Raw genomic sequence first — 26,603 nt, 5'->3', positions numbered from 1 at the left:
AGACAATATGATTAATGCGAACATCAGGCCAACATTTAAAACAATAAAAATCAGAGTGTTACAGAATAAATGTGACAACAGTGTGTTTTGTCTTGGTAATAATTTACCGACTATTCGGTAATTTATTCTGGTCGTTGCAAAATTAACTATTTAATAACATTATTCGTTAATCTGTCGTTAATATAACGAACCATTTTAGTTTCATAAAATCTAACAGATTGATTTTTATTGCAATTAATAATGGCCTAAGCCTTGCTTAGTTATAGTTGAACTTAGTAATAGTACATATACAGCAACTGCTTCACTAAAAAGGAATACACCATGCCTGTAAAACTAGAAGATCGCCCAATTGAGCAAGTGCGTGAACAAGTTATTGATCAATTAATTTATAACTACAGCCATGCGGTTATTTCAGCAGAGGCTTTTGAGCGCCGATTAGACCAAGCGATGGAAGCTAAAGATAACCAAACCTTAATTGATTTGGTAAGTGACCTTGAACTAACAACTGATAGTAGCTATCAATCTGAAAAAAGAGCACAGTTTAGCCCAAATTACAGTAATAAAAACAACGATGAAGCATTGCACCTACGCAGCATATTGGGATCAAATGAGCGCAGTGGTCAATGGGTCGTACCCAAAGAAATTCACCTAACTAACCTGCTAGGTTCGATTGAACTTGATTTTACTGATGCCATATTCCAGCATCAAAATATCACCCTCTATGTTAATTGCTTGCTTGGTAGTGACCAAATTTATGTTCCAGAGCACGTTAATGTTGTATCAAAACTATTTAGTATTATTGGCAGTGTTGAAAATACATCTGTGTCACTGAACAAGCAGCAAGGACCAACTATTACTATCGAAGGTAAAGTGTTGCTTGGCTCGGTAGAAATTAAAATCAAGCGAACCATTAAAGAAAAGTTTATCTCCTTCGCCAACAGCCTCAAAACCAGCTGGCAAGATATGAATAAGCGCTCGTAAAGCCGATAAAGCGGCCAGCTATCTACACGCTAGCCGCGAGTTACTTAATCGCTTTATAAATCATTATTACGCTCACTGGGAATGTCACTTAGGTACTCCACAAACTCAATTTCAAATCCAGCCGGATCGATAAAATAAACATTTTTACGAAAAGGGTTTTCCGCGCCACGCTTATCAATACGGTAACCCGCACTTTCTAAACGCGAAATAACCGCTGCAATATTATTTGTAACATATGCAAAATGCGCTAAACCAATTTGATGGCCCGTTAAATCCCGATTACGTTGTTCACCATTATCACTTAGTGCCAAATACTGTCGGTCATCACCAAAGTGCAACCATTTTCGCGGTTTTCCATGCCACGCCCCTTCACCTTGGCTTCTTATAGACCAATGTGGAAAAGCGGCTTTATAAAAATGCAGCATAGCTTCAACATCATCAACAACTAAATTCACGTGCTCTAAATACATAATAAAATTCCTTTATTTGAGTAATTAAAGGCACAATAAAACCTCAAGCAAAGTTGAGGTAAAGTGTTTTTTATGAAAAATGAAATAATAAAAATGGGGGGTCTAGGTTAACAGCATGACGTAGGAAATGGCTTTAGCCATGAATCTTCACACCGCGCGGCATAAAGCCGCGCCTATAAACATTTTGCACAAAGAGAAAACAATGAGGGGAAATGAGAAACCAAAAAATTAATATTTTACTTTTTCGGGCTAAAGCCCGACCTACAAAAGCATATTCCCTAGCATCTTTAACCTTTCCCGCTGATGCGCGGCATAAAGCCGCGCCTATAAACATTTTTACACAAAGAGAAAACAATGAGAGGAAATGAGAAACCAAAAAATTAATATTTTACTTTTTCGGGCTAAAGCCCGACCTACAAAAGCATATTCCCTAGCATCTTTAACCTTTCCCGCTGATGCGCGGCATAAAGCCGCGCCTACGCAAATTCAGGCACCGAGCAAAACTTATTGCTTAAAACTTAGGACTTATAGCTTAAAAAATTATGACTTAAAGCTTTAACCTAACTTCCCGCTATTTGCATTTGCTCAACCAATACAGAGCCGGTTTGAATACCGCCACGACGCTCTATGTCGCCACCTATACCGCTAATACCTTTAAACATATCTTGCAGTTTACCTGCAATGGTTATTTCACTTACAGGGTATTGTATTTCACCATTTTCAACCCAAAAACCAGCGGCGCCACGCGAGTAATCACCTGTTACGGTATTAACTCCTTGGCCCATTAATTCAGTCACTAATAAGCCAGTGCCCATGGTTTTTAACAAGGCCGCTAAGTCAGCATGGGTTTGTTCAACTAGCCAATTATGAATACCACCTGCATGACCGGTAGGTGTCATATTCATCTTACGCGCTGCGTAGCTTGCTAATAAGTAAGTTTGTAGCTCACCGCCTTGAATGATTTCGCGGTCAATTGTTTTTACCCCTTCACTATCAAATGGTGAAGACGCTAGGCCTTTTAATATATGCGGACGTTCTGAAATATTAACGCAGTTATTGAACACTTGTGTGCCAAGGCTATCAAGTAAGAAACTCGACTTTCGGTATAATGCACCACCACCAATTGCCGACACAAGGTGACCAAATAATGAGTTAGCAATATCGGCACGAAAAACCACTGGTACTTTCATGGTGCCTAATTTTTGGCTGTTAAGTTTTGCTAATGTTTCATGAGCGGCTTCAAGCCCAACCGCTGCGGCACTATTCAAACCAGCTTGGTCACGCGCGACCGTGTAGGCTGAATCTCGTTGCATTTGCTCGCCATCTTTACCAATCACCATGGTACTAATACTATGGCGCGTACGCGGATAACCGGTAATTAAGCCGTGGCTATTACCATACACTCGTAGACCTTGGTGTGATGAAAAACTCGCGCCATCTGAATTAACAATACGCGCATCAGCGTTTAGTGCAGCCTGCTCAGCAGTATGGCACAGCTCAATTCCCTGTTCAGGACTAACATCCCACGGATGATATAAATCTAAATCAAGTGGAGCAAACTCAAGAAGTGCCTTATCAGCAACACCATTATGCGGATCATCTGAGGTAAATTTAGCAATATCAATGGCTTTTTCGACCACTGTACGCAATGTTTTTGGGCTTAAGTCAGCCGTTGATGCTGAACCTTTATGATTACCAACATAAACGCTGATCCCCAATCCACCATCCTGATTAAACTCGATGGTTTCAACTTCCCCCATGCGTGTGCTTACCGATAAACCTGATGTGCTCGACATAGCAGCTTCAGCGCCTGTGGCGCCAAGTTTTTTAGCGTGTTCTAAAACTTCTGCAACGGCATCTTTAATTTGAGAAATTTGAGTATAAATAGGATCTTGCTGTTGGCTTTTCATCTTTTTAGTCCTGAGCTTAGAGCGTTTTACGGGCGCAATCATAATACTTAAATGCTAACACACTCACCGCATTGCATCAGCTAATATTAATCATTAAAAGAATCACGTATAATGACCGCAGTTAACGTTATCATATGAGTACCCCATGGCGAAGAAAAAAGGCAAGCCTGCTGAAATTGAAGAAGAAATTATCTATATATCAAAAAGTGAACTAAAGCGCGAAGCGCAAGAGTTTCATCAGTTAGGTTCAGAAATTGCCAAAATGGGGAAAAAACAGCGTGAACGCTTACCCTTAAATGATGATTTAAAAGAAGCCATGGTAGTCGCAGATAAAATCAGCAACAAAAGTGATGCGTATCGTCGTCATTTAAATTACATAGCTAAAACATTACGTACTGTTGAAAATATCGAAGAGATCAAAGCTATCATCGATATTATGCTCAATAAAAACAACCAAGCAGAGGTTTTGATTAAAAAAATTGAGCAGTTACGCGAAGACTTAATTACGCAAGGTGATGATTTAGTTAATCAAACGATTGAAGAGCACCCTGTTATTGAGCGTCAAAAGCTACGTCAATTAGTACGCAATGCCGCAAAAGAAGTAAAAGCTGAAAAACCAGCCAAAAGCTACAAAGAGTTATTTCAGTACCTTAAGGAAAGCATCATGCGCTAAACTACATTTAGCGCTGAGTTGCCTATAAAACCCCTTTATAGGCAATTACTTATTAACTGTTATAGCAGTTATATTTCCTCACATAGGTTAGAATTTTTTGAACGCGGGATATGGCTTAACAAGACTCTTTTATTTTTTCTATAATCTCTACATTTGCAGCAGGGAAGTTATATTCATCTAACTGCTCAATAGCAACCCAAGAGCTTTGCTGGCCTTCTGCGCCATGAGCCTGGCCGCTGAAGTCAGTCACTAAATGCACATCGAGTTTTACGCATTTATCGCCGTAATCATGCTCAATCACCATCAATTCACTTGAGCTATTAATTGTTAAACCAACTTCTTCTTGAAGCTCACGTTGCAGTGCTGCAAAAACGGTTTCGCCATCTTCCACTTTACCACCTGGAAACTCCCATAAACCACCTTGGTGTTTATCATCTGGACGCTTACAGATAAATAAAGTGTTACCCGCTTTGATAACCCCCACCGCTACATGCACAATTTCTTTAGTCATTATCATCTTACCTTTATTATTAATCTACACCGCCAAAAAACCGCGTGGCATAAAGCACGGGCTACGAGTTACGGGTTACGGGCTACGAGTTACGGGCTGCGAGTTACGGGCTATGAAAACACCTGGCTCCTAGTCACTTCCCAAGACCCTAACCTTTAACCTTTTAACTTTTACCTTTCTCCTCTAAAGCGCAGCGCCTCTTTACTTCTTTGTGAATAATTCACTTAAACCTTTTGCGCGGCATAAAGCCGCGCCTACAATAAACCCAAACACCGGTGTAAACCCGTAGGCGCGAGTTTACCTCGCGCAGGTTTATGCCCCTCTAGAAGAAAAAGCCACGGGCGGCGGGTGACGAGTTTCGGGCTATGAAGCCTAGCTCCTAGTTTTTAATGATTGTAGGAGAGCGCTTTAGCGCCGATAAGCTTTATCACATAACCAAAAACAATCACGGCTAAAGCCTGTTCCCACAAAAGCCAAGACACCTAACCCCTAGTCACTTCCCTAGAACCTAGCGCCTTTCACCTTTCCCTGTTCCCCTTAATTTAAAACAAAAAAAGCGACGTAGGCGTCGCTTTTTCAGTACTCAAACAGGTTATTTTAACTTACCACAACACTGCTTAAACTTTTGACCTGAGCCACAAGGGCATGGTTCATTACGGCCAACTTTAGGTTCCGCGCGAGCGCTAACTACAGCGCCCTGTGGTGTCTCACCACCTACGTGCTCAACTTCTTCATGCTGATATTCACGAGGGGCATTTTCACTCTTACGGTGTTGCTCTTCTACTTTTTCAACATCTTCTTCAGCACGTACTTGCACTTTACTTAAAATGCTCACTACATCGATTTTAAGGTTCTCAAGCATTTCTGAGAACAATTCAAACGACTCACGCTTGTACTCTTGCTTAGGATTCTTTTGTGCGTAACCACGTAAATGAATACCTTGACGTAAATGATCCATTGCCGCCAGGTGGTCTTTCCAATGTTGATCTAAGCTTTGTAGCATGATCGCCTTTTCAAATTGACGAAGTACTGACTCACCAACTTGTTGCTCTTTCTCTTTATAAGCTTGCTCGACCGCTTCTTCGATACGCTCACGTAATTTTTCTTCGTAAAGCTTGTTATCGTCAGCTAGCCACTGTGCAATTGGTAACTCGATTAAGAAATCTTGCTTTAAACGCTCTTCAAGGCCAGGAATATCCCACATTTCAGCTAAACTTTGCGGCGCGATATATTGGTCAATAGTATTGCCTAATACGTCACCACGAATAACCGAGATAGTCTCTGAAATATCGCCTTCCTCAAGTAACTCGTTACGTTGTGAGTAAACAACACGACGTTGATCATTTGCCACATCATCGTACTCAAGTAATTGTTTACGAACATCAAAGTTACGCGCTTCAACTTTACGTTGTGCATTTTCAATGGCGCGGTTAACCCACGGATGCTCAATCGCTTCACCACGTTGCATACCGAGTTTACGCATCATATTGGTCATGCGTTCACCTGCGAAAATACGCATTAATGCATCATCCATTGATAAGTAAAAACGGCTTGAACCCGCATCACCTTGACGACCAGAACGACCACGTAGCTGGTTATCAATACGACGTGATTCATGACGTTCCGTACCAATAATATGTAAACCACCAGCCGCAATTACAGCATCATGTCGAACTTGCCATGCGTCTTTAATTGCCTTAATTTGCTCATCAGTTGGGTTGTCTAGTTTTTCAACTTCGCTTTGCCAATTACCACCTAATACGATATCGGTACCACGACCAGCCATGTTAGTGGCAATCGTAACGGTACCTGGTAAACCAGCATCGGCGACTATGTCAGCTTCCTGCGCATGGAATTTAGCATTTAGGACATTATGCTTAATTTTTTCTTTACGTAAAAACTGTGATAAATACTCTGAGCTTTCAATTGAAATAGTCCCCACCAATACTGGTTGGCCGCGCTCTTGGCAATCTTTAATATCAACTAAAATTGCTTCGTATTTCTCTTCCTGCGTTAGATAAACTAAATCAGCACGATCCTCACGGATCATCGGCTTATTCGTTGGCATTACAACGGTGTCTAGGCCGTAGATTGACTGGAACTCAAATGCTTCAGTGTCAGCAGTACCTGTCATACCTGCAAGCGTGTCGTAAATACGGAAGTAGTTTTGGAAGGTAATTGACGCTAACGTTTGGTTTTCGTTTTGAATTTTCACACCTTCTTTTGCTTCTACAGCTTGGTGTAAACCTTCAGACCAACGACGTCCTTCCATAGTCCGGCCAGTGTGCTCATCAACAATGATTACTTCGTTTTCTTTTACTACGTAATCAATGTCTTTTTGATACAACTTATGAGCACGTAATGCCGCATAAATATGGCTTAATAGCGTAATACTTGCAGCAGAATAAAGCGAATCACCTTCTTCAATCAAGCCACGCTCGATTAGCAATTCTTCCACCTTGATTTGGCCGCGCTCAGTTAAGTGAACTTGCTTGGCTTTTTCATCAATGGTGAAATCGCCATCACCTTCAACCCCTTCTTCGTCTTCTTTCTCTTGCAATTCAAGAAGCGGGACTATGGTATTAATTTCAGCATATAACTGCGAGCTGTCTTCTGCAGGACCTGAAATGATCAATGGTGTACGTGCTTCATCAATTAAAATTGAGTCAACTTCATCGACTACCGCATAGTAAAGTGGGCGTTGAACACGCTCGTTAATGCTAAACGCCATGTTGTCACGTAGGTAATCAAAACCAAATTCGTTATTAGTACCGTAGGTGATATCTGCTGCGTAGGCTTCTTTTTTCTGTTGCGGCATCATACCAGGCACGTTACAGCCAACCGTTAACCCTAAAAACTCAAATAATGGTCGGTTAGTCTCAGCATCACGCTTAGCAAGGTAATCATTCACGGTAATAACGTGAACCCCTTTACCCGTGATACCGCGTAGGTATGCCGGTAAGCTTGCGGTAAGAGTTTTACCTTCACCAGTACGCATTTCTGCGATGCGGCCTTGGTGTAACACCATGCCGCCTAGTAACTGTACGTCAAAGTGGCGCATACCATTAACACGTTTCGATGCTTCACGTACCACTGCAAATGCTTCTGGTAAAATGTCATCAAGGCTTTGCCCGTTATCGTAACGCTCTCTAAACTCTGCTGTTTTGGCTTTTAAGTCTTCATCTGAAAGCGCTTCAAGTTGCGTTTCAAGTGCGTTGATCAGCGCGACCGTCTTTCTTAAATTTTTAATAGTGCGGTCATTGCGACTACCAAAAATCTTGGTAAATAAATTAGATATCATGATAAAACCGTTACAATGTATTCTTTGCTAGCCGATTATCAGCTAACCCATTTTTATAATTACTAATTAATAGATTACTCATTTGAGCACATATTAATTAGCAATTTCGAGAAACGTTGCCAAATGCAGCGTTCAATACGTGCGCTACTATACCAGACTATGCGAAACATCAAACCATCGCGTAGTTAAGATATGCGTTTTCTGCAAGAAAATTTACAATAACTCGTAAACATAACTTTAATAAAAGCGATGAAACGACATTAACTCTGAAGATATGGAGGTAGATAAAATAAAATCAAGAGGTGAAAAAAACTTAGGTTCTAGCGCCAAAACCTTTATTTCTTACCATGCCTTGCCAATCGTTCAAGCTTTTCTTTTAGTGATGGCGGTGCATCTGCGGCGATAGCAGTAAGGTAATCTGCTGTTTGCTCACTCATAGCAAGTTTTTTAGCGGGCATAGCGTTTGCGGTTTTTGTAGCATTGTTTGGTGTCAAACGCTGGCTTGCTTGTGGGTTAGCAGTAATTTTGATCTGCCCAAGCTCAGCCATTCCTGCACCGCGAAAGTGCGACAGCATATCCATTTTTAAGTAATTTAACCGTAAAGCAATTGGAGCAGAGACGGCTTCAATCATTAAAGTGCCATCTCGATAATTACTTACCCGACATTTAGCACTTAAATTAGGCCCTAAAAATTCGCTTAATAAGCTCTGCTGTTTATCCAGCGCTTGGCTTTTACCCGCATACGACGACAACCGGCCACTGAGACCTGCCATAATATCGTTTAACGGTTTTGGCGCAAACCTATCTTTAGCCATGAAAAACACCAAATTACATCGAGAGATCAATTCTAGATGAATAGCAAAGTTAAAGCTACCAGGGAAAAGAAAGAGATTAGATTTTAGATTTTAGATTCAAGATTCAAGATTCAAGATTCAAGGTTAACATCGTAACGTAGGAAATGGCTTTAGCCATGAATCTTTACACCGCGCGGCATAAAGCCGCGCCTACAATAACCCAAACACCGGTGCAAACCCGTAGGCGCGAGTTTACCTCGCGCAGGTTTATGTTCACCCCTAGAAGAAAAGCCACGGGCTGCGGGCTATGGATCCTAGCCCCTAGTCACTTCCCTAGAACCTCGTCCCTTCCCCCTTTAATTTTTAACCCACAATCCCCAACGGCTTGGCATTTTGCCACGCGCCACGGGTAAAATCAGGAATATCAATCGATGCGCTGCGGTTACTCACTGACTCTGCTGAAAGCGGTGATATTACAGACCACGCAGCGCCATCGTATACATCTTGATCGAGCGCTTCGCCATTGCGTAAACAATAAATCATTCGCCAAAACATTAAAAAGTCCATGCCACCATGGCCGCCGTTACGCTGCGCTTCTTCACCCATTTTTATCCACAAGGGATGGTCGTACTTTTTATACCAATCAGCCATTTCGTAATCCCACTCATGGAAGCTTTTTGAGCCACCGTCTTCTAGTGCAATACGATTTGGGAACCCAGCAAATACCCCATTAGTGCCCTGAATTAAATTATGGCGAGAGTAAGGTCGAGGCGTAGTTGTATCATGCTGCACCATAATACTGCGACCTTTAACGGTTTTGATTAGCGTCGTGTTCATATCACCAGCAATATAATTAAGTTGATTACGCTGATGATCGGCTGGAAACTCTTTTTTTGCATAAGCGCTGCGCCCCAAAGCAGGTGAGCTCATTGAGGTCAAAAAGTCAAAACGGTCACCGCGATTGATATTCATATACTGCGACACAGGCCCTAAGCCATGAGTAGGATACAAGTTACCATCTCGTTTTGCATGCCAAGCGGTACGCCAAGAGCCGGTTTTATGCTCAATCTCTTTCATTTGCCAGCGTAATTCATGAATATACGCCGCTTCGCCATGCAGTAATTCACCAAATACACCTTGGCGAACCATATTCAAAACCATTAGCTCATCACGACCATAATTGACGTTTTCCATCATCATGCAGTTCTTTTGGGTGCGCTCTGCGGTATCAACAATTTGCCACATTTCTGCAACGGTTAATGCTAGCGGCACTTCAACAAACGCATGTTTACCGCTATTCATAGTATCTATCGCCATCGGCGCATGCCATGCCCACGGAGTGGAAATAATGACAATATCAATATCGTCACGCTCAAGCATTTGTTGGTAAGCGTTATCTGACCCAGTATACAAAGCAGGCTTTGCTAACCCTTTATCAGTGAGATACTTTGCGGACTGTTCTAATACTTCGTTATGCGTGTCACAAATCGCTTTGATCTCAGTACCAGCAATATGACTCATGCGTTTTACATGGCCAAAACCTCGTTGGCCTACACCAATAAAGCCAACCCGTACTACATCCATTTTTGGCGCAATCAAGCCAATTACTGAACGGCCTTGTTGTTTCGGAGTTATAGCTGCAGAATTAGTATTACCTGCACAGCCTGCCACCACACTGGCAGCCGCAGCCGCGCTGGCTGCTTTTAAAAAATCGCGACGATTAATTTGCTTCATTTTATAATTATCCCTGGATTTACTTCACTGCAACTTACCTAAAATAGGGTAACAGGTAAAGTAGATGAGGATAGATAACATAATAAAAGAAGGGGTTAGAATTACCCTTAACCGCGCGGCATAAAGCCGCGCCTATAATAACCCAAACACCGGTGCAAACCCGTAGGCGCGAGTTGACCTCGCGCAGGTTTATGCCCCCCTAGAAGAAAAGCCACGGGCTGCGGGTAACGGGCTGCGAGCTGCGAGCTGCGGGCTACGAATCCTAGCCCCTAGTCACTGCCCTAAGTCTAAAATCTTTAATGATTGTAGGAGAGCGCTTTAGCGCCGATGAGCTTTAACACATAACCAAAAACAATCACGGCTAAAGCTTGTTCCCACAAAAGCCAAGACACCTAGCCCCTAGTCACTTCCCTAGCTCCTAGCGCCTTTAACCTTTAACCTCTTCAGCGCAGCGTCTCTTACCCTCTTTGTGAATAAGTTACTTCAAAACCATTTGCACAAAGAGAAGTGAATGAGAATAAATGAGAAACCAAAATTAATATTTCACTTTCCTCTATGAATTCTGTGTTCTCTGTGGTGAATCTTTGAACTGAGTCGCAGTGAAATGACAATACAAAGTCGTTTTTATATTGACTACTACAACTCAGTGAGAATGCATGGAACATTAGGTAATGTAAGTCCCATGCAATATGAATCAATAAAATAAAACCCCGTGTCTACTTTAGCGGGGTCAGATCAGGCTGCTTAAAACTTATGGCTTAGCGCTTAAAGCTGACAGCTACACCTTAAACTTATCTATTGCTTTATAAAGTACTCTTGCTTGCTCTGACACTTCTTCGCTGGTTTGTGCGTTAGTGGCGGCGTGGCCGGAGGCGTCTTCGGCAATATCGCGAATACGTACTACGTTTTTATTTACCTCTGAAGCAACTTGGCTTTGCTCCTCAATTGCGGCGGCAATGTGAGTGCTCATTTCCATAATCGTTTGTACATCTTCGGTAATTGAGCCTAACAGTTCACCGGCTTTAGTTGCTTGCGCTGCGCTTTCGCCGCCTTGATTTCTACAGTGCTGCATTATACTTACCACTTCTTGAGTGCGCCCTTGCAAGATAGAAATAATGCTTTCAATCTCTTTTGTTGACTCTTGCGTGCGCTGGGCAAGCGAGCGAACTTCATCGGCCACCACTGCGAAGCCGCGTCCTTGCTCGCCAGCTCTTGCGGCTTCAATTGCCGCGTTTAGGGCTAGTAAGTTTGTTTGCTCGGCAATAGCGCGAATAACGTCAAGTACTGAACCAATTGTTTCGCCGTCTTTTTCGAGCTGCGATACGACCGCTGAGGCATCACCTAGCGAATCAGATAGTTGATTTATTTGTTTAACCGTTGCTTCAACTTCTTGGCGGCCTTGTTGTGCGCTTTGGTTAGTTGATTCAGCTTTTTTAGCTGCGGCTTCAGTATTATGAGAAATGTCCTGAATAGTCGCCTGCATTTCAGTAGCAGCCGTTGCTACCATGTCGGCTTCATGTAACTGCTCTTGCATACCTGAGCTGGTGGCGGCGGTAGTTTCCGATAGATGGTCGGTCGCTATATTTAGCGTGGTTAAAGCGGTATTCACCTCATAAATTAGCTTTTTAAAATCACCCACTAAGCTATTAAAGTCAATGGTCATAGTGGTTACTTCGTCTTTACCTGTGTGCTCTATAGAAAGACGTAAATCATTGTTACGGCGAATATCATTAATAGCATGATAAACCCGCTCAATAGGCACTATAATCGAGCGACTTGTGAAGTACACTAAAAGCATCACTAACAAGCTTGCGATAATAAAAATTATGATCGCCGTCATTTGTGCTTGGGCGGCTGTAGATTCCACTTGCTTTTTAGTTGCTGCGGTAATTTGTGTCACCACGTCATCACTTTTTTTCACACTCGTACGCATTTTACCCAGCGCACCGGAATCTAAATCTAAACCTAGCGCAACTTGTGCATCAACTAATGCTTTGAACTTGCTACTATAGCTGGTGAGTAGACTGAGCAATTCAGACTGCTGATTGGTTGCTAAGTCTTCGTTGCGGATCTGCCTTGTCAGCTGAGCAACCCCCTCTTCAAAACGGTCTAGGTATTTCAGATCAAAGCGCAACATAAAGTCTTTTTCTGAGCGTCTAAGCTGTAACATTAGGCTTAATAAGTGGTAGTTATTTTGCTTATCGAGCAAAGCTTCCATTTGATGAACGGCATCTCGTAGTTCACCATAAAGTGCATCTGTTGGGTGTAAACCTATTTTCTTTTGCAATTTAACAACGTGCTGAAAATCTTCATTATACTGCTCAGCAAGAGTGGCAAATTGCTCTACCTGTGCCGTGGCGATTTCCAGCTCTTGAGAGAGCTCTGTTAACATACTAATTTTATATTTTAGTTGCTCATATTCTTGTGCAAATAACTCTAAACTGCTTTCTTGCTTATAAAACAAAAAGTCTTTTTCGTACTTACGCATAGAGAGCTCATGGATATCGAGTTCTTCTGCATATTGAATCGTTTCATTTAGTTTTAACATTATGCGTGCTTCATAAATAATGACGCACAGCATAACTACCATCGCAAGACCAACTACGAGTGCATTGACTTGTAAACGACGTTTAATAGTCAAATTTTGGAGTAAACCCATTAACAACAGCCTTTAAAGTTATTCATTGTAAATAGTATAGTTAAATAACGGAAAGTTAGCTTACATTATTGCTCTATTTACAAGATGTTTTAAAAACTGAGCTAAATTTAACGTTAGCTTACCGCTGACCACAAGTTTTGGTGCAAATCCTCAGTGCTATGCCACTGCTTTGCCACCAACCAATCAACTAATGGCTGTGGATCACTCGGAAAATTAATTTGTTTTTGCCCGGCACTGTGGATCCAATCATCCAAGGCATTGGGGTTTAAATAATTCATAACGTGTGCAGCTTTCATTGCCAATAATGTTTGTGCGTTGGCATCTTGTTCAAACTGTCCTGATAAGGGTTTTAGTAGCAACTTTTTACCAAGCTTTAATGCTTCACTCGACAGTTCAAATCCTGCATTAGCAATCACACCACTGGCATTTGCTAAATCATTTAAAAAGCCATCTCGGGCTGGAGTTCGCAAATGAATATGCCCACTTGATGCATTGCTAGCTTGGGGGTGATAACAATAAAACTCTTTTTCAGGAAAATCGCGTAAGTAATCAATTACGCTATTGAGATCTTCAAAAGGAAGATACACCAATACTTTATTATCTACATTAACAGGGTTGTTATGGTGATGATGAGCAATAAATGGCGGAATGATATTTTGCGCAAAAGGTTGCCAATGCACCCCTAAATAAATATCTGCAGGAGCATAATATTTAATAAATGAGCGCCGAAGTAAGCTGTGTCCAAACATCGGTACTTTAGGCGATAAAAATGCGGCCTGATGGCTCATGCCAATAACAGGCACTCCTTGGCGCTTTGCCGCCCATGCGGTAATAGGTTCAAAATCGTTAAATACAAAATCATAATCAGATACATCGAGCTGTTTTATATCTCTCAGCAATTTACAAAGCCGAGTATTTTTCACCGTGTGAAAGCTATTTACTTGGCCATTTTTAGTACTAAAGGATAAGCCGCGAAAACTACGATAATTTGCAAACTCATCCATATCGAAGTAGTTTTGCTGGGTTCGTCCTGAGAACACATAGTCAACCTCAACCCCCATTTGCTTGAACGCCTTCGCCATCACGCGCGCCCGGGTAACATGACCATTGCCGGTCCCTTGAATACCATACAATATCTTCATAAAGTCGCCACTAGTAAGATTGCTAATAAACCACAGCTGCTGCCCATCAATGCACCAAGAACGACATCTATAGGGAAATGAACGCCAAGTAAAACCCGAGAGGTAGCAACACATGTAGCCCATAGAAACCACAAACTAATGAGTTCTGGAAAGTACTGAGCTAATACAACGGCAACTAAAAATGCGCCGGCGCTGTGCCCTGATGGCAAGCTAAACTTATCGCTAGGAACAATGTAAGCCCCTTTGATTAAGCAATCACATGGCCGAATTCTGGCAAAACTATTTTTTGCGACATAATAAATTGGTCGCTCGATTAAAAAGCCAAGTAATAAGGTCATTGCTAAAAGGCGTAACTCAGGTTCATTACTTAACCAACCAAAACCAACAGCAATTAACACGTAAAGCCCCCCATCCCCTGTTTTAGAAAAACCTAAGGCAGAATTTCTTAACCAGTTTGGGGCATTACCATTAAACACCATTAAAAATAAGCTTTGATCAAGCTGGGCCATTTTTTTTAGCATGTTGTTCTCATTCATCACTTGCTCCTTTATGGTGTAAACGCTGTACACAATTTCAGCTTAGGTGGTGAAAATAACAATTGAGTGACGCTTTTAAGACACTAATATTGCTTTTACTGTTTTAGCGCAATAATTGTTTAAAAAAAGAACAAAGCGTTGCAATTAAGTCGTTGTTATTGCAATAAAGCAAGGTATACTAAAGTTCAGCTCACGTATCTTCAAAAAGGATAGAAAAATGGATTACAGCACTTCAGATTTATGCGATCACTTTGCCGATGTGGTCGATGTGCTCGAACCTATGTTCATTAACTTTGGTGGTCGTCACAGCTTTAGTGGCCGAATAAAAACCGTAAAGTGTTTTGAAAATAATGAACTGATCCGCGACATACTCTCTCAAGATGGGGACGAGTGTGTGCTATTAATTGACGGCGGTGGCTCGACACGTCGTGCGCTTATTGATATTGAGCTTGCAGAACTCGCCATTGAAAATAACTGGCAAGGTATTATTGTTTATGGGGCCGTTCGCCATGTTGATGAGTTGGAAGAACTTGATTTAGGTATTCAAGCCATCGCTTCGATCCCTGTAGCGGCTGATAGCACTGGTGCTGGCGAAGATGGCATTGGCGTAAACTTTGCGGGTGTATCGTTTTTTGATGATGATTTTATCTACGCCGATAGTACAGGTATTGTGTTATCAGCAGAAGAACTTGAACTGGAAATTGTAGAAGAATAGTCAGTGACAAACCATCTCCATATTTATGACGAAGCGACTGTAAAACCTTGGTGTAGCAGTCGCGCCAATGAAAAAAAAAGCATGGCAATCTATCGCTTTGCTCGATACCCATGTAGATCCTCTGCAAGCCATGCAGGATGCCGCACAGTTTGGTATTAAGTATGTGCTAGTGGGGGTGTGCGAAGATATTGGTCCGCGTGCTAATCTAGGCAATGGTGGTGCGGAAGATGGTTGGCAAGCATTCCTTAAACGATTTTTAAATCAACCTGATAACCAATTTTTAGCGAACGAAAAAGTGTTGTTATTAGGTGAAGTCGCAGTGAACGATTTAACCCTTGCGGCACGCGATTTATCAAACCAAGATCCTCAGCAGTTAATCCAATTACGTGAGTTATGTGCTCAACTTGATCAGCGTGTTGAGCAAGTGTTGAGTTTAATTTTTGCCGCAGGTCTTGAGCCTATCGTTATTGGCGGTGGTCATAATAATTGCTTAGGTATTATTCGCGCACTCAGCAAACACAAACAAACTGCGATCAATGCAATTAATTTTGATCCACATGCTGATTTTCGTGATTGCGAAGGTCGCCACAGCGGCAATGGCTTTCGTTATGCTTACAATGAGCAGTGCCTAGCTAATTACCATGTAATTGGCATGCATGAACTAAAAAACAATCAAACGATTATTGACGCTTTAGCAACTGCGCAATTTAATTATGACAGCTACCAAGCACTGCAAGTAAGACGCGAAAAAACTCTCACAGAAGCTTGCCAGCAAGCACTTGCAACGCTAACTCATGCTCCTCTTGGGGTGGAAGTTGATTTAGATAGCATTTCATTAATGCCCGTCAGTGCTTACACAAACTGTGGTTTTAGTGTCAGTGATGCCGAGCATTTTGTGCATTTGGCTGCCAGCCAAATAAACAGCCACTACTTGCATTTATGTGAAGCTGCGCCGAATCAACACCCCAGCGGTATGCAGGCAGGAATGAGCGACGCAGGACAAATAATAACTGCGCTAGTGAATGCTTATTTACAAGCCAGAGAGCAGCTATAACAGCTATTGATGCTCAATTTGCCATTGCTTAAGCCAAGAGATCATGCCAACACTACTCAATGGATGACTAAAGTAATACCCTTGTGCAGCGTAAGTATTTAAGCTTTTCACAAAGTTTAGCTGCTCACGAGTTTCAACCCCTTCGCAAATGACTTTCGCATTTTGCTGATTATGCATATCGACCATACCACTTATCAAACTGCGAACATGGCTTTGTTGACTAAAATCGGCAGTTAATGCCGGGGCTATTTTTACATACTCAACCGCTAAATTTGGCAGTTTAGCTAACCAAATAGGGCTATCGCCAAGACCATCCACACACACTTTAATCCCTATGCTATTTATGCGCGACACCATGGCTTTACCCTGCTCGTCTAGGCTCATAAACAAGTTTAATGGGCACTCAATAATTAAATCACCCGCTTGTAGATTATGCTCAGCAAAGATGCGATCGATAAACTCAATAAATTCTTCATTGAGCATTTCTGAACCAAATAGATTGATACTTAAAGGCATACTAATACCTTCCATTCGCAGTGCCATAGCAAGTTCCGCAGCGCGCTCTATTACAAAGGTCGCTAATGGATAGGCAAGCCCAGCCACACGTATGTCATCTATAAAACGGTTGGCTGATAAGATCCCTTGTCGAGGATGCTGCCAACGTAGCAATAACTCTAAAAACTCAATTTTTTCATGCTGATTACAAATAATCGGCTGGAAATACAATTCAAACTCACTGGTAAAATCTATATTTGCGAGCTCTTGTAAACGGGCTTGCTGTTCTATTTGCTCTATTTTCATTTGTTGATGATAAGCAACCACTTGTTGTTGAGGGTGGCTATCTAACGCGAGAAAAGCGAACGAAATTAGATTATCAAAGCTATTTTCTTGCTCATCACAATCTACAAAACTCGCCCGCGCGCTTACTTTGATGGTGCAGTTAGCTACATTAAAAGGCTTTACTGTCGCCCCTAATATTTGATTGATTAGCTGTTCATGTAAGTGCTTTTGGTGGGCTAAATTACAAATAAAAGCAAAGTTAAGTCCACCTAAATGCGCTAACTTCTGCTCACCCGCTAAGCTAATCACTTCATCAATAAGAAGTAATTGCTTAATACGGTTCGCCGACTGCGCAAGTAATAAGTCACCAAAATCACGACCAATATGCTGATTAACTTGTGCAAACCCTTCTAAACGAAATACCACCAAGGCTGCACGCTGTGGGTTATCTTTACGCCACTGATAATAACGTTGGCGTAACAGTGTAGTGTTAGGTAAATTTAATAACGGCGCAGGTTCCATGTAACTGGCACTACTAAGTTGAGTTGTTTCATCTGCGCTAGTTGTCAGCTCTTCATCAGTAAAATAGCCTGATATCGTTAATACTATGCTCGCCAGTACAATCAAATAAAGTGGTGACCCCAATAATAAATGAGCGGCTAAAAATACGGTAAACACCAAAGCAGAACAGCAACTGATTGTTAGCATCGTCCATTTATCTTGCGAAAATGCCAACCATAAATGTAAGCCGATACTGGCTGCGAAGAATAACTCCAAAAAGTTAAGCTCATTACTTAATACTGCCAGCGCTAGTACGCTATTGATCAAGTAACTCAGACGGAATAACGGCTTTTGAGTAACGCACAAAGCGCAGATCATCGCCATTAAAACAGCACCGGCCAAAAAAACAGGTAATTGTGTGTGGTTAAGTAATGCGCTCCCTGCAGTATGTTCAAGTCCTGTGTTTGTTAATAGCGCAATTAAAAACATCTTTTGAGTACAACATTAATACTGATTAGTTTAGTCTACCCAAAACCCACAAATTTAACAGTTTATTTACGCCTAATTGGTAACTTAATTGCGCAGGGTGGGATATCTGCCAATGTGCTATATCTGCACGCATACCCACTTTCAGTACCCCACGATCAGTTAAACCTAGGGCTTTTGCTGCATTTCTAGTGACGCCTGTTAAGGTTTCTTCTGGTGTTAGCCTAAATAAGGTACAGCCCATATTCATCATTAATTGCAAAGAACACAAGGGTGACGTACCTGGGTTAAAGTCGGTTGAGATGGCCATGGGCACATTATATTGCTTTAATAATGCAATTGGCGGCTGCTTAGTTTCACGTAAAAAATAAAATGCACCGGGTAGTAAAACCGCGACAGTACCTGCCGCTGCCATAGCTTTTACACCCTCTTCATCTAGATGCTCAATATGATCCGCCGATAAACCATTAAACTCAGCAACTAGCTGCGCGCCCTGTTGATTTGATAATTGTTCTGCGTGGCATTTAACAGGTAGACCGTGCTTAGTGGCCGCATCAAACACACGACGAGTTTGTGCAGGACTAAAACCGACATTTTCACAAAATACATCCACTGCGTCGGCTAAATTACCCGCAACGACTTGCGTTAACATGTCATTGCACACTAACTCAATATATTCATCACTGCGGTCTTTATATTCTGGTGGGAGTGCATGAGCACCCAAAAAAGTGGTTTTTACATCAACAGGGTGATTTTCACCCAGTAATCGCGCCACTTCGAGAATTTTCACTTCACTTTCGCAATCGAGTCCATAACCCGATTTAATTTCAACAGTCGTAACACCTTCAGCATAAAGTGCATTTAAACGATCTTTCGCTAATACAAATAATGTTTCATGATCAGCTGCGCGAGTGGCGCTGACTGTACTTGCGATACCGCCGCCCTGTGCGGCAATTTGCTCATAACTTACACCTTGCAAACGCTGTTCAAATTCTTCAGCGCGGGAGCCGGCAAACACTAAGTGGGTATGACAATCTATTAAACCAGGCGTGAGCCACTGCCCTTTTGCCGAAATGATTGGCGTTGCCAATGCATCAAACTGTGGTAACTCGCTTTGCTTACCAAGCCAAGCTATGTGACCATCCTTAATTGCCAACGCGGCATTTTCAATAGCCCCGTAAGGTGCAGCAATACTGCTATCCATAGTGGCAATATTGGCATCAGTGATCAATAAGTCCCACTCCTCACCGTGGTTATTTACAGTTAGATTTGTCATAGCAGCCCCTAAAAAATGTTTTCATCAGTTTAACAAGCTATCTTGTATATACAAGATAAATGTGCCATCTTATAGCCTGTATTTCATTAAAATAACGCAGTGGCTCTGTACATGACGACACCTAAGTTCGCGCAAATAAAACAGTTTATTGTTGATAATATTCGCTCAGGCGCGTGGCTTGAAAACCAACGAGTGCCTTCTGAAAACGAGTTAGCCGAACAATTTAGTGTTAGCCGCATGACTGCACGCCGAGCATTAAGCGAATTAACCGAAGCCGGCATCCTTACTCGTAGCCAAGGCTTAGGGACGTTTGTCGCCAGTTTCAAATCACAGTCATCATTACTTGAAATTAAAAATATAGCGGATGAAGTGAAAGCCCGAAATGGCAATTACAGTTGTACGGTATTAGTACTTGAATCAATCAATGCCGTGGCACCGATTGCCATTGCCCTTGGTGTTGAAGTAGACAGTGTAGTATTTCGCAGTGTGCTGGTGCACAACGAAAACGATCAACCACTGCAAGTGGAGGAGCGCTTTGTTAACCCCGCGCTAGCACAAAGCTACTTACAGCAAGATTTTACCACGTTGACACCGCATGAGTATTTATCAAGTGTGGCTCCGCTGACCGAAGCACGCCACACAGTTGAAGCAATTATGCCCAATAGTGAAATGTGCCAGTGGTTAAACTTATACCATGAAGAACCTTGTTTGCAGGTGATCCGCCGCACCTGGTCATCCGCAGGCATAGTAAGCTTTGCTCGTTTAGTGTCCCCTGGTAGTAAATACCGCTTAGGTGGCCATTTAACATTTAAAAAGCAACATTAAAAGATCATTAATATCAAAATGATGCGCTTAACAGCGTATTTTTTGTAACTAACAAGCTTGTATATACAACAGGAGCACTCCATGAACAATAGACTTGACGAATCGCGTGTGATCCGCGCGCCACATGGCGATAAGATAAGCGCTAAAAGCTGGCTCACCGAAGCGGCTAAGCGTATGTTAATGAATAACTTAGATCCTGAGGTTGCAGAGCACCCACATGCCCTCGTTGTATATGGTGGCATTGGTCGTGCAGCCCGTGATTGGCCTTGTTTTGATAAAATCATCGAAACCCTTGATAGACTCGAAGACGACGAAACGCTACTCGTGCAATCGGGTAAACCTGTTGGGGTATTTAAGACTCATAGCAATGCACCACGGGTATTAATTGCGAACTCAAACTTAGTACCACACTGGGCTAATTGGGAGCATTTTAATGAGCTAGATAAACTGGGCTTGATGATGTACGGGCAAATGACCGCAGGCTCTTGGATCTATATCGGCTCACAAGGCATAGTACAAGGTACTTACGAAACCTTTGTCGCCATGGCAAAACAACACTTTAACGGTGATGCTACTGGTAAATGGGTATTAACCGGTGGTTTAGGCGGTATGGGTGGCGCGCAACCACTTGCAGCAACCATGGCAGGTTTTAGCGCCTTAGTTGTCGAATGTGATGAAACCCGTATCGATTTTAGAATTAAAACCCGCTATGTAGACGTTAAAGCGACCAATTTAGATCATGCCCTAGAGCTTATCAACAATGCATGCGCTAAAGGTGAAGCGCTATCGGTTGGTTTACTTGGTAACGCCGCCGATGTATTTAGTGAACTAGTTAAACGTAAAATTACCCCAGACGTTGTAACCGATCAAACATCAGCGCACGATCCGCTTAATGGCTACTTACCACAAGGTTGGAGCATGGATCATGCTGCTAAAATGCGTGAACAAGATCCACAAGCCGTAGTGAAAGCTGCAAAACAATCTATGGCAGTACAAGTCACTGCGATGTTAGCCCTACAACAAGCTGGCGCTGCGACAACTGATTATGGCAATAACATTCGCCAAATGGCGTTTGAAGAAGGTGTAAGTAATGCCTTTGATTTTCCAGGTTTTGTACCCGCTTATATTCGCCCATTATTTTGTGAAGGCATCGGTCCGTTCCGTTGGGTAGCCCTATCTGGCGATCCTGAGGATATTTATAAAACTGATGCTAAAGTTAAAGAGCTTATTTCTGATGATAAGCATTTGCACAACTGGCTTGATATGGCTCGTGAACGTATTCAGTTCCAAGGTTTACCAGCGCGTATTTGTTGGGTTGGCTTAAAAGACCGCGCCCGCCTAGCACTGGCGTTTAACGAGATGGTTAAAAATGGCGAATTAAAAGCACCAATCGTGATTGGCCGTGACCATTTAGATTCAGGTTCAGTTGCCAGCCCTAACCGTGAAACCGAAGCAATGAAAGACGGTTCAGATGCCGTTTCTGATTGGCCATTATTAAACGCCTTACTGAATACTGCCGGCGGTGCGACGTGGGTTTCACTGCATCATGGTGGTGGCGTAGGGATGGGCTTTAGCCAACACTCTGGTGTGGTGATTGTTGCCGATGGTACAGATGAAGCTGCCGCACGCGTTGGTCGCGTGCTATGGAACGACCCTGCTACCGGCGTAATGCGCCATGCTGATGCAGGTTACGATATTGCAATTAATTGCGCAAACGAGCAAGGTCTCGACTTACCTATGTTGAATAAGGAATAACCATGTTTGAATATACTCTCACACCCGGCCAGCTCGATTTGGCAACACTGCGTAAAATTAATCTTTCGCCAGTTAAGTTAACGCTTGCTAAAGACAGCGACATCAAGATCGCCGCAAGCGCACAAACGGTGCAAGATGTGATTGATCAGCAGCGTACAGTATACGGGATTAACACTGGTTTTGGCTTACTGGCTAATACTAAAATTGCCGAGCATGAACTGGAACTACTACAGCGCTCTATTGTGCTTTCTCATGCAGCAGGTATTGGCGAATACATGGATGACAGCACGGTACGTTTGATGATGGTGCTCAAAATCAATTCTTTATCTCGTGGTTTTTCCGGTATTCGCTTAAAAGTTATTGAGTTTTTTATGCAATTACTTGAAGCCGAAGTTTACCCTTGTGTGCCTAAGAAAGGCTCGGTGGGTGCATCGGGCGATTTAGCACCGTTATCACACATGTGTTTACCACTATTGGGTGAAGGCGAAATGCGTCATCAAGGTAAATTAATCAGCGCTGCCCAAGGCCTAGAAATTGCCAAGCTTGAACCGCTAACACTTGCCGCTAAAGAAGGCTTAGCTTTGTTAAACGGCACTCAAGCTTCTACTGCATTTGCTCTGCAAGGCTTATTCCGCGCCGAAGACTTATATGCACAAAGCTGTGCTATTGGTTCAATCAGCATTGAAGCGGCTATGGGTAGTCGCTCACCATTTGATGCGCGTATTCATGATATACGTGGTCAACGCGGGCAAATAGATACCGCAGCCATCTTCCGTGAACTGCTTGGTGCACAATCGCAGATCAGCGAAGCCCATGTTGATTGTGAAAAAGTACAAGATCCATACTGCTTACGTTGTCAGCCACAAGTGCTTGGAGCCTGCTTAACACAAATTCGCCAAGCCGCAGAGGTGTTATTGTGTGAGTCAAATGGTGTTACAGATAACCCATTAGTTTTTGCAGATGTCGGTGATATTATCTCTGGTGGTAACTTCCATGCCGAGCCAGTTGCAATGGCAGCCGATAACTTAGCGTTAGCGATTGCCGAAATTGGCGCCCTTGCGGAGCGTCGAATTGCCCTATTGATTGATTCAAATCTATCAAAACTGCCACCGTTTTTAGTTGAAAATGGTGGGGTTAATTCGGGCTTTATGATTGCGCAAGTAACAGCGGCAGCACTGGCATCTGAAAATAAATCACTGGCGCACCCTGCGTCGGTAGATAGCCTACCAACGTCAGCAAACCAAGAAGACCATGTTTCAATGGCAACCTTTGCAGCGCGTCGTCTTGGTGAAATGGCCAATAACACCCAAGGTGTATTAGCCATTGAATGGCTCGCCTCCGCGCAAGGGTTGGAATTTAGAAAACCATTAACAGCTTCTGTAAAAGTAGAGCAAGCTAAAGCTATCTTGCGTGAAAAGGTCAGTTACTACGATAAGGACCGTTATTTTGGCCCTGATATCGAAGCTGCCAATACGTTATTGCAACAAGGTAAACTATGTAACTTGTTGCCTACGGGCATTTTACCTTCGTTTTAAATAGCAAATTGATAATTAAAACCTAACGCTTCAATAGCCGAACCATCGATGATGCGTTCGGCTATTTTGTCACTAATAAAGGTGGGCGCTTGCGTACCATACTGCTGACACTTCTGCTGATAATAATCCGCTTTAGTTGGATGCGCGGGATTCACAACATTGTATATTGGCGCTGCCACTTGCCAGTTATCCAGCACCGTAAGTACCGCATTAATTACATCTTGCTGCTGCACCATATTAACGGTTTGTCGACTCGAGCCACGTAATTCTTTACCCGCCACAAACCTACCTGGTTCGCGATCAGGACCAATTAAACCACCTAATCGAAGTACCTTTCCCCCCGCATTTAACACTAATTGCTCTGCATCAATTAGTGGCTGTTGACGTGCAGTGCTTGCTTTAACCTCACTTTGCTCTGTATAGATTGCATTATCTTGATCGTACACAGCTGTTGATGAGCATAAGAGAAACCCTTTTGCCTTCATAGACTCAGCAAGCTCAATGGCCAGCGTCAGAGTTTCTAAATAGTGGCTGTCTGCGTGTCGGCTACGAGGCGGTATTGCACATACCCACCACGCATTATGTAAATCAAGTTGATGAGTTAGCTTATTGTCTAGCAATACTAGCTGCCGTTGAAAAGCATGTTGGTGTACATTGCTGCGGTGCGTACCTTGTACGTCCCAGCCTTTAGCCTGCTGTTGTAAACACAAGGGATGACCCAGCCAACCTGCACCTAATACAATTAACTGGTCTTTATTTGTACCCATTACGTAACATCACCCTTACAATTTTATAAAATTTCATTAATTTGTCTTATCAGATACCATAGCACTACGTATCAAGATATGGTTAGATAAGAGTGCTTACTCTACTAAATAACAAGAATGTGTGCACTTATGCTTAAAAATCTATCATTGCGAAAAAAAATACTATTACTGATCGGTGGCACTATAAGTGTCTTATTACTGATTGCCTCTGCGTACTTTGTTAATCACATTGCCGCTTTGTCTCGACAAAGTATCGAGCGTGAAGCCCACAGCTACTTGCAAAGCGAACAACTATCAATGCAAAGCTATTTTGCTCAGTACGGAAAAGTAGTAGCCACTTTTGTCAATAATCCCCATTTAGTAAACTGGTTTGATAATTGGGAAAAACGTGACCAAACCTTACAAGGTGCACCTGGATATGATGAAATAAACCAAGACTTTGTGCGCATTAGTAGTAAAGACGAAAATATTTTATCCGCCTTTTTTGCATCAGCAAAAACCGGCGAATACTTTAAAGAAAATGAGCGAACCACTCATTACAATAACGAGCCCTATTATGCGTATAAACGCGGCTGGTGGAAAGATGCATTAAAACTAAACCGCTTATATGTAGGGCCAATTTCTGTTGATTTAACAACAGGCAATGCCTCAGCCGTCGTACAACAACCTGTTTATGATCAACAAGGTGAACTCATTGGTTTTGGTGGTGTTGATTTACAACTCAATAAAATCAATACAATGGTTGAAGATATTCGCTTTAACGGCCAAGGCTTTGGCTTTTTACTCGACGGCGATCAAAAAGTGGTGCACTTATCAAATCGTACCAACCACAAGTTATCGATTACCGATGAAGGCCCTAACGGTAAAGAAGGGCTAGAAGTACTAGAAAAACAGTTTAACAACACTCAAGGGTTTGCTGAACTTAACCAGCTGATGAAAAATAACATAACAGGCGATGCTAGTGTTACTTTGCAGGGCCAAGCGTATTTTGTGGTGTATCACCGTCTGCAATTAGAGCATCCTTATGTAAATTGGTATGTGGGAATTTTAGTACCGCGCAGCTTAATTGATGAACCAGTCAATGATGCGGTAATGACTACCACCACCTCGGTGGTTATTATTTTGCTGATCATCATTGCCATGATCATCTGGGCCACACAAATGATCTCAAAGCCTATCATCACCCTAACCCATATTATGCGCGATATTGCATCAGGGGATGGCGATTTAACCCAAACTATTACCATAGATAGTAAAGATGAGGTTGGCCAACTAGCTCATCATATGAATACCTTTATTGATAAGCTACGTGTGATGATGTTAGACACCGCACAACAAGCAAAACAATTAACCAATGCCGCAGCGCAGTTAAATTTAGTTTCACAAAAAACTAATGACGAAATCCAACAAGAGAAACAACAAGTCGACAGTGTAAGTGCTGCAGTAACTGAAATGGCCACCACCGTGATGGAGATTTCTCGCAATGCCCAACACACCAATAATGCCGCTGAAGAAGTACAACACATCTCTGTTGATGGAGCAAAACGTTCGCAAAATGCACAAAGCGTAATGACTGCATTAGCAGAACATATCGGTGAGGCGTCCAAGGTTGTGGCTGGTTTAGAGCAAGAAAGTAGTAATATTGGCGCCGTTGTTGATGTGATCAACTCAATTGCCGAGCAAACGAATCTCCTGGCACTTAATGCCGCTATAGAAGCTGCTCGTGCCGGTGAGCAAGGTCGTGGCTTTGCTGTGGTTGCCGATGAGGTTCGCTCCTTAGCGAGCCGCACCCAAGAATCTACTGATGATATTCGCAATATGATTTCACGCTTACAGCAAATTGCGCAGCAAGCATCCACTATGATGCAGCAAGGACAAGAACGCGCGCAAAGCTCAGTTACGCAAACACAAGAAGTGCTTGACGCCCTACAGAACATTGCCGATTCCGTCACTAAAGTACAAGATCAAAGTCATCATATTGCCACTTCAACTGAGCAACAAACAGTGGTAGCAGAAGATATCAATAACAGCTTAGCGGCGATTAATAACTTAGTAAATAATACCGCTGATCATGCTCTTGAACTTGCTGATGAAGCTCGGGAGCTGAATGATTTGGCAGCATCCCTTAATAAAACTGTCAATCAATTTAAGCTTTAATCCCTCTTTAAACTACTAACAAAGAGTGCTCTCGTAGCACT

The 26,603-nt window shown here is 42.5% G+C and carries 19 protein-coding genes and 2 pseudogenes; 9 read left to right on the top strand and 12 right to left on the bottom strand.

What is annotated here, in order from left to right; all coding sequences use genetic code 11:
- The first annotated feature begins 321 nt into the window (after positions 1-321).
- Complete coding sequence (locus KAN5_RS16450) at positions 322-981, top strand: LiaF domain-containing protein (RefSeq protein WP_138555000.1); 660 nt, start codon at positions 322-324, stop codon at positions 979-981.
- 53 nt (positions 982-1,034) lie between these two features.
- On the opposite strand, the gene KAN5_RS16445 is transcribed toward KAN5_RS16450, so the two are convergent.
- Entirely contained in the window at positions 1,035-1,451 is a 417-nt protein-coding gene (locus tag KAN5_RS16445) for a VOC family protein (RefSeq protein WP_244390129.1), read from the bottom strand.
- A gap of 560 nt (positions 1,452-2,011) precedes the next feature.
- Positions 2,012-3,361, bottom strand: coding sequence for a metalloprotease PmbA (gene pmbA, locus KAN5_RS16440; RefSeq protein WP_138555345.1), 1,350 nt, complete (start codon positions 3,359-3,361; stop codon positions 2,012-2,014).
- A 145-nt stretch (positions 3,362-3,506) separates the two neighbouring features.
- Between pmbA and yjgA the strand changes: the two genes are divergently transcribed.
- Positions 3,507-4,034, top strand: coding sequence for a ribosome biogenesis factor YjgA (gene yjgA, locus KAN5_RS16435; protein ID WP_016710094.1), 528 nt, complete (start codon positions 3,507-3,509; stop codon positions 4,032-4,034).
- Positions 4,035-4,149: 115 nt separating this feature from the next.
- Here the strand turns inward: yjgA and mutT are convergent, their stop codons facing one another.
- The 4 genes from mutT to KAN5_RS16415 form a co-directional block, all read right to left on the bottom strand.
- Positions 4,150-4,545 carry an 8-oxo-dGTP diphosphatase MutT gene (mutT, locus tag KAN5_RS16430; protein ID WP_244390128.1) on the bottom strand — a complete coding sequence of 132 codons (396 nt, stop codon included), beginning with the start codon at positions 4,543-4,545 and terminating at the stop codon, positions 4,150-4,152.
- A 592-nt stretch (positions 4,546-5,137) separates the two neighbouring features.
- The gene (gene secA, locus KAN5_RS16425; protein ID WP_016710096.1) at positions 5,138-7,846 is read right to left on the bottom strand and encodes a preprotein translocase subunit SecA; all 2,709 of its coding nucleotides are present in this window, start codon (positions 7,844-7,846) and stop codon (positions 5,138-5,140) included.
- A gap of 335 nt (positions 7,847-8,181) precedes the next feature.
- Entirely contained in the window at positions 8,182-8,661 is a 480-nt protein-coding gene (locus tag KAN5_RS16420) for a DUF721 domain-containing protein (protein ID WP_244390127.1), read from the bottom strand.
- 342 nt (positions 8,662-9,003) lie between these two features.
- A complete protein-coding gene (locus tag KAN5_RS16415; protein WP_244390126.1) occupies positions 9,004-10,374 on the bottom strand; it encodes a Gfo/Idh/MocA family oxidoreductase in 1,371 nt (456 codons plus the stop codon).
- A 586-nt stretch (positions 10,375-10,960) separates the two neighbouring features.
- Here KAN5_RS16415 and KAN5_RS16410 point away from each other — a divergent pair.
- Positions 10,961-11,080 (top strand): annotated as a pseudogene (locus KAN5_RS16410) (IS3 family transposase); the annotation flags it as partial.
- 72 nt (positions 11,081-11,152) lie between these two features.
- On the opposite strand, the gene KAN5_RS16405 reads toward KAN5_RS16410, so the two are convergent.
- The 3 genes from KAN5_RS16405 to KAN5_RS16395 all read right to left on the bottom strand — a co-directional run bounded on the left by KAN5_RS16405 (position 11,153) and on the right by KAN5_RS16395 (position 14,711).
- Positions 11,153-13,033 carry a methyl-accepting chemotaxis protein gene (locus KAN5_RS16405; protein ID WP_138555543.1) on the bottom strand — a complete coding sequence of 627 codons (1,881 nt, stop codon included), beginning with the start codon at positions 13,031-13,033 and terminating at the stop codon, positions 11,153-11,155.
- 113 nt (positions 13,034-13,146) lie between these two features.
- Positions 13,147-14,175, bottom strand: coding sequence for an MJ1255/VC2487 family glycosyltransferase (locus KAN5_RS16400; RefSeq protein WP_016709551.1), 1,029 nt, complete (start codon positions 14,173-14,175; stop codon positions 13,147-13,149).
- On the bottom strand, positions 14,172-14,711 hold the full coding sequence (locus KAN5_RS16395) for a phosphatase PAP2 family protein (protein WP_016709552.1): 540 nt from the start codon (positions 14,709-14,711) through the stop codon (positions 14,172-14,174). Before KAN5_RS16395 ends, KAN5_RS16400 begins: the two co-directional genes overlap by 4 nt.
- 217 nt (positions 14,712-14,928) lie before the next feature.
- On the opposite strand from KAN5_RS16395, the gene rraA reads away from it, so the two are divergent.
- Together rraA and KAN5_RS16385 are read left to right on the top strand one after the other, a co-directional pair.
- A complete protein-coding gene (gene rraA / locus KAN5_RS16390) occupies positions 14,929-15,426 on the top strand; it encodes a ribonuclease E activity regulator RraA (RefSeq protein ID WP_016709553.1) in 498 nt (165 codons plus the stop codon).
- Between the two features lie 3 nt (positions 15,427-15,429).
- Positions 15,430-16,480 (top strand): annotated as a pseudogene (locus tag KAN5_RS16385) (formimidoylglutamase).
- 3 nt (positions 16,481-16,483) lie between these two features.
- On the opposite strand, the gene KAN5_RS16380 reads toward KAN5_RS16385, so the two are convergent.
- Together KAN5_RS16380 and hutI are read right to left on the bottom strand one after the other, a co-directional pair.
- The gene (locus KAN5_RS16380; protein ID WP_050901596.1) at positions 16,484-18,145 is read right to left on the bottom strand and encodes a GGDEF domain-containing phosphodiesterase; all 1,662 of its coding nucleotides are present in this window, start codon (positions 18,143-18,145) and stop codon (positions 16,484-16,486) included.
- A gap of 130 nt (positions 18,146-18,275) precedes the next feature.
- Positions 18,276-19,523 (bottom strand): imidazolonepropionase, encoded by a 1,248-nt coding sequence (gene hutI / locus KAN5_RS16375; RefSeq protein WP_138555545.1) that lies wholly within the window; start codon positions 19,521-19,523, stop codon positions 18,276-18,278.
- Between the two features lie 111 nt (positions 19,524-19,634).
- Here hutI and hutC point away from each other — a divergent pair, with 111 nt between their 5' ends.
- The 3 genes from hutC to hutH all read left to right on the top strand — a co-directional run bounded on the left by hutC (position 19,635) and on the right by hutH (position 23,638).
- Positions 19,635-20,348: a histidine utilization repressor gene (gene hutC, locus KAN5_RS16370; RefSeq protein WP_016709558.1), complete on the top strand. Its 714-nt coding sequence runs from the start codon at positions 19,635-19,637 to the stop codon at positions 20,346-20,348.
- Positions 20,349-20,429: 81 nt separating this feature from the next.
- Positions 20,430-22,103, top strand: coding sequence for a urocanate hydratase (gene hutU / locus KAN5_RS16365; RefSeq protein WP_244390125.1), 1,674 nt, complete (start codon positions 20,430-20,432; stop codon positions 22,101-22,103).
- A gap of 2 nt (positions 22,104-22,105) precedes the next feature.
- Positions 22,106-23,638 (top strand): histidine ammonia-lyase, encoded by a 1,533-nt coding sequence (gene hutH / locus KAN5_RS16360; protein WP_016709560.1) that lies wholly within the window; start codon positions 22,106-22,108, stop codon positions 23,636-23,638.
- On the opposite strand, the gene KAN5_RS16355 is transcribed toward hutH, so the two are convergent.
- On the bottom strand, positions 23,635-24,405 hold the full coding sequence (locus tag KAN5_RS16355; RefSeq protein WP_244390124.1) for an NADP-binding protein: 771 nt from the start codon (positions 24,403-24,405) through the stop codon (positions 23,635-23,637). The two genes, hutH and KAN5_RS16355, sit on opposite strands and share 4 nt — an antisense overlap.
- 129 nt (positions 24,406-24,534) lie before the next feature.
- Here KAN5_RS16355 and KAN5_RS16350 point away from each other — a divergent pair, with 129 nt between their 5' ends.
- The gene (locus KAN5_RS16350; RefSeq protein WP_244390123.1) at positions 24,535-26,562 is read left to right on the top strand and encodes a methyl-accepting chemotaxis protein; all 2,028 of its coding nucleotides are present in this window, start codon (positions 24,535-24,537) and stop codon (positions 26,560-26,562) included.
- The last annotated feature ends 41 nt before the right edge of the window (positions 26,563-26,603 follow it).

Origin of the sequence: Pseudoalteromonas sp. KAN5, assembly GCF_022846535.1 — a bacterium.
Taxonomy (GTDB): domain Bacteria; phylum Pseudomonadota; class Gammaproteobacteria; order Enterobacterales; family Alteromonadaceae; genus Pseudoalteromonas; species Pseudoalteromonas haloplanktis.
This window is presented reverse-complemented; position numbering and strand designations above follow the sequence as displayed.

Bases quoted from the DNA above. Each gene is read 5' to 3' on its own strand.
- KAN5_RS16450 (WP_138555000.1), top strand. From the start codon at position 322: ATGCCTGTAAAACTAGAAGATCGCCCAATTGAGCAAGTGCGTGAACAA.
- KAN5_RS16445 (WP_244390129.1), bottom strand. From the start codon at position 1,451: ATGTATTTAGAGCACGTGAATTTAGTTGTTGATGATGTTGAAGCTATG.
- pmbA (WP_138555345.1), bottom strand. From the start codon at position 3,361: ATGAAAAGCCAACAGCAAGATCCTATTTATACTCAAATTTCTCAAATT.
- yjgA (WP_016710094.1), top strand. From the start codon at position 3,507: ATGGCGAAGAAAAAAGGCAAGCCTGCTGAAATTGAAGAAGAAATTATC.
- mutT (WP_244390128.1), bottom strand. From the start codon at position 4,545: ATGACTAAAGAAATTGTGCATGTAGCGGTGGGGGTTATCAAAGCGGGT.
- secA (WP_016710096.1), bottom strand. From the start codon at position 7,846: ATGATATCTAATTTATTTACCAAGATTTTTGGTAGTCGCAATGACCGC.
- KAN5_RS16420 (WP_244390127.1), bottom strand. From the start codon at position 8,661: ATGGCTAAAGATAGGTTTGCGCCAAAACCGTTAAACGATATTATGGCA.
- KAN5_RS16415 (WP_244390126.1), bottom strand. From the start codon at position 10,374: ATGAAGCAAATTAATCGTCGCGATTTTTTAAAAGCAGCCAGCGCGGCT.
- KAN5_RS16405 (WP_138555543.1), bottom strand. From the start codon at position 13,033: ATGGGTTTACTCCAAAATTTGACTATTAAACGTCGTTTACAAGTCAAT.
- KAN5_RS16400 (WP_016709551.1), bottom strand. From the start codon at position 14,175: ATGAAGATATTGTATGGTATTCAAGGGACCGGCAATGGTCATGTTACC.
- KAN5_RS16395 (WP_016709552.1), bottom strand. From the start codon at position 14,711: ATGAATGAGAACAACATGCTAAAAAAAATGGCCCAGCTTGATCAAAGC.
- rraA (WP_016709553.1), top strand. From the start codon at position 14,929: ATGGATTACAGCACTTCAGATTTATGCGATCACTTTGCCGATGTGGTC.
- KAN5_RS16380 (WP_050901596.1), bottom strand. From the start codon at position 18,145: ATGGCGATGATCTGCGCTTTGTGCGTTACTCAAAAGCCGTTATTCCGT.
- hutI (WP_138555545.1), bottom strand. From the start codon at position 19,523: ATGACAAATCTAACTGTAAATAACCACGGTGAGGAGTGGGACTTATTG.
- hutC (WP_016709558.1), top strand. From the start codon at position 19,635: ATGACGACACCTAAGTTCGCGCAAATAAAACAGTTTATTGTTGATAAT.
- hutU (WP_244390125.1), top strand. From the start codon at position 20,430: ATGAACAATAGACTTGACGAATCGCGTGTGATCCGCGCGCCACATGGC.
- hutH (WP_016709560.1), top strand. From the start codon at position 22,106: ATGTTTGAATATACTCTCACACCCGGCCAGCTCGATTTGGCAACACTG.
- KAN5_RS16355 (WP_244390124.1), bottom strand. From the start codon at position 24,405: ATGGGTACAAATAAAGACCAGTTAATTGTATTAGGTGCAGGTTGGCTG.
- KAN5_RS16350 (WP_244390123.1), top strand. From the start codon at position 24,535: ATGCTTAAAAATCTATCATTGCGAAAAAAAATACTATTACTGATCGGT.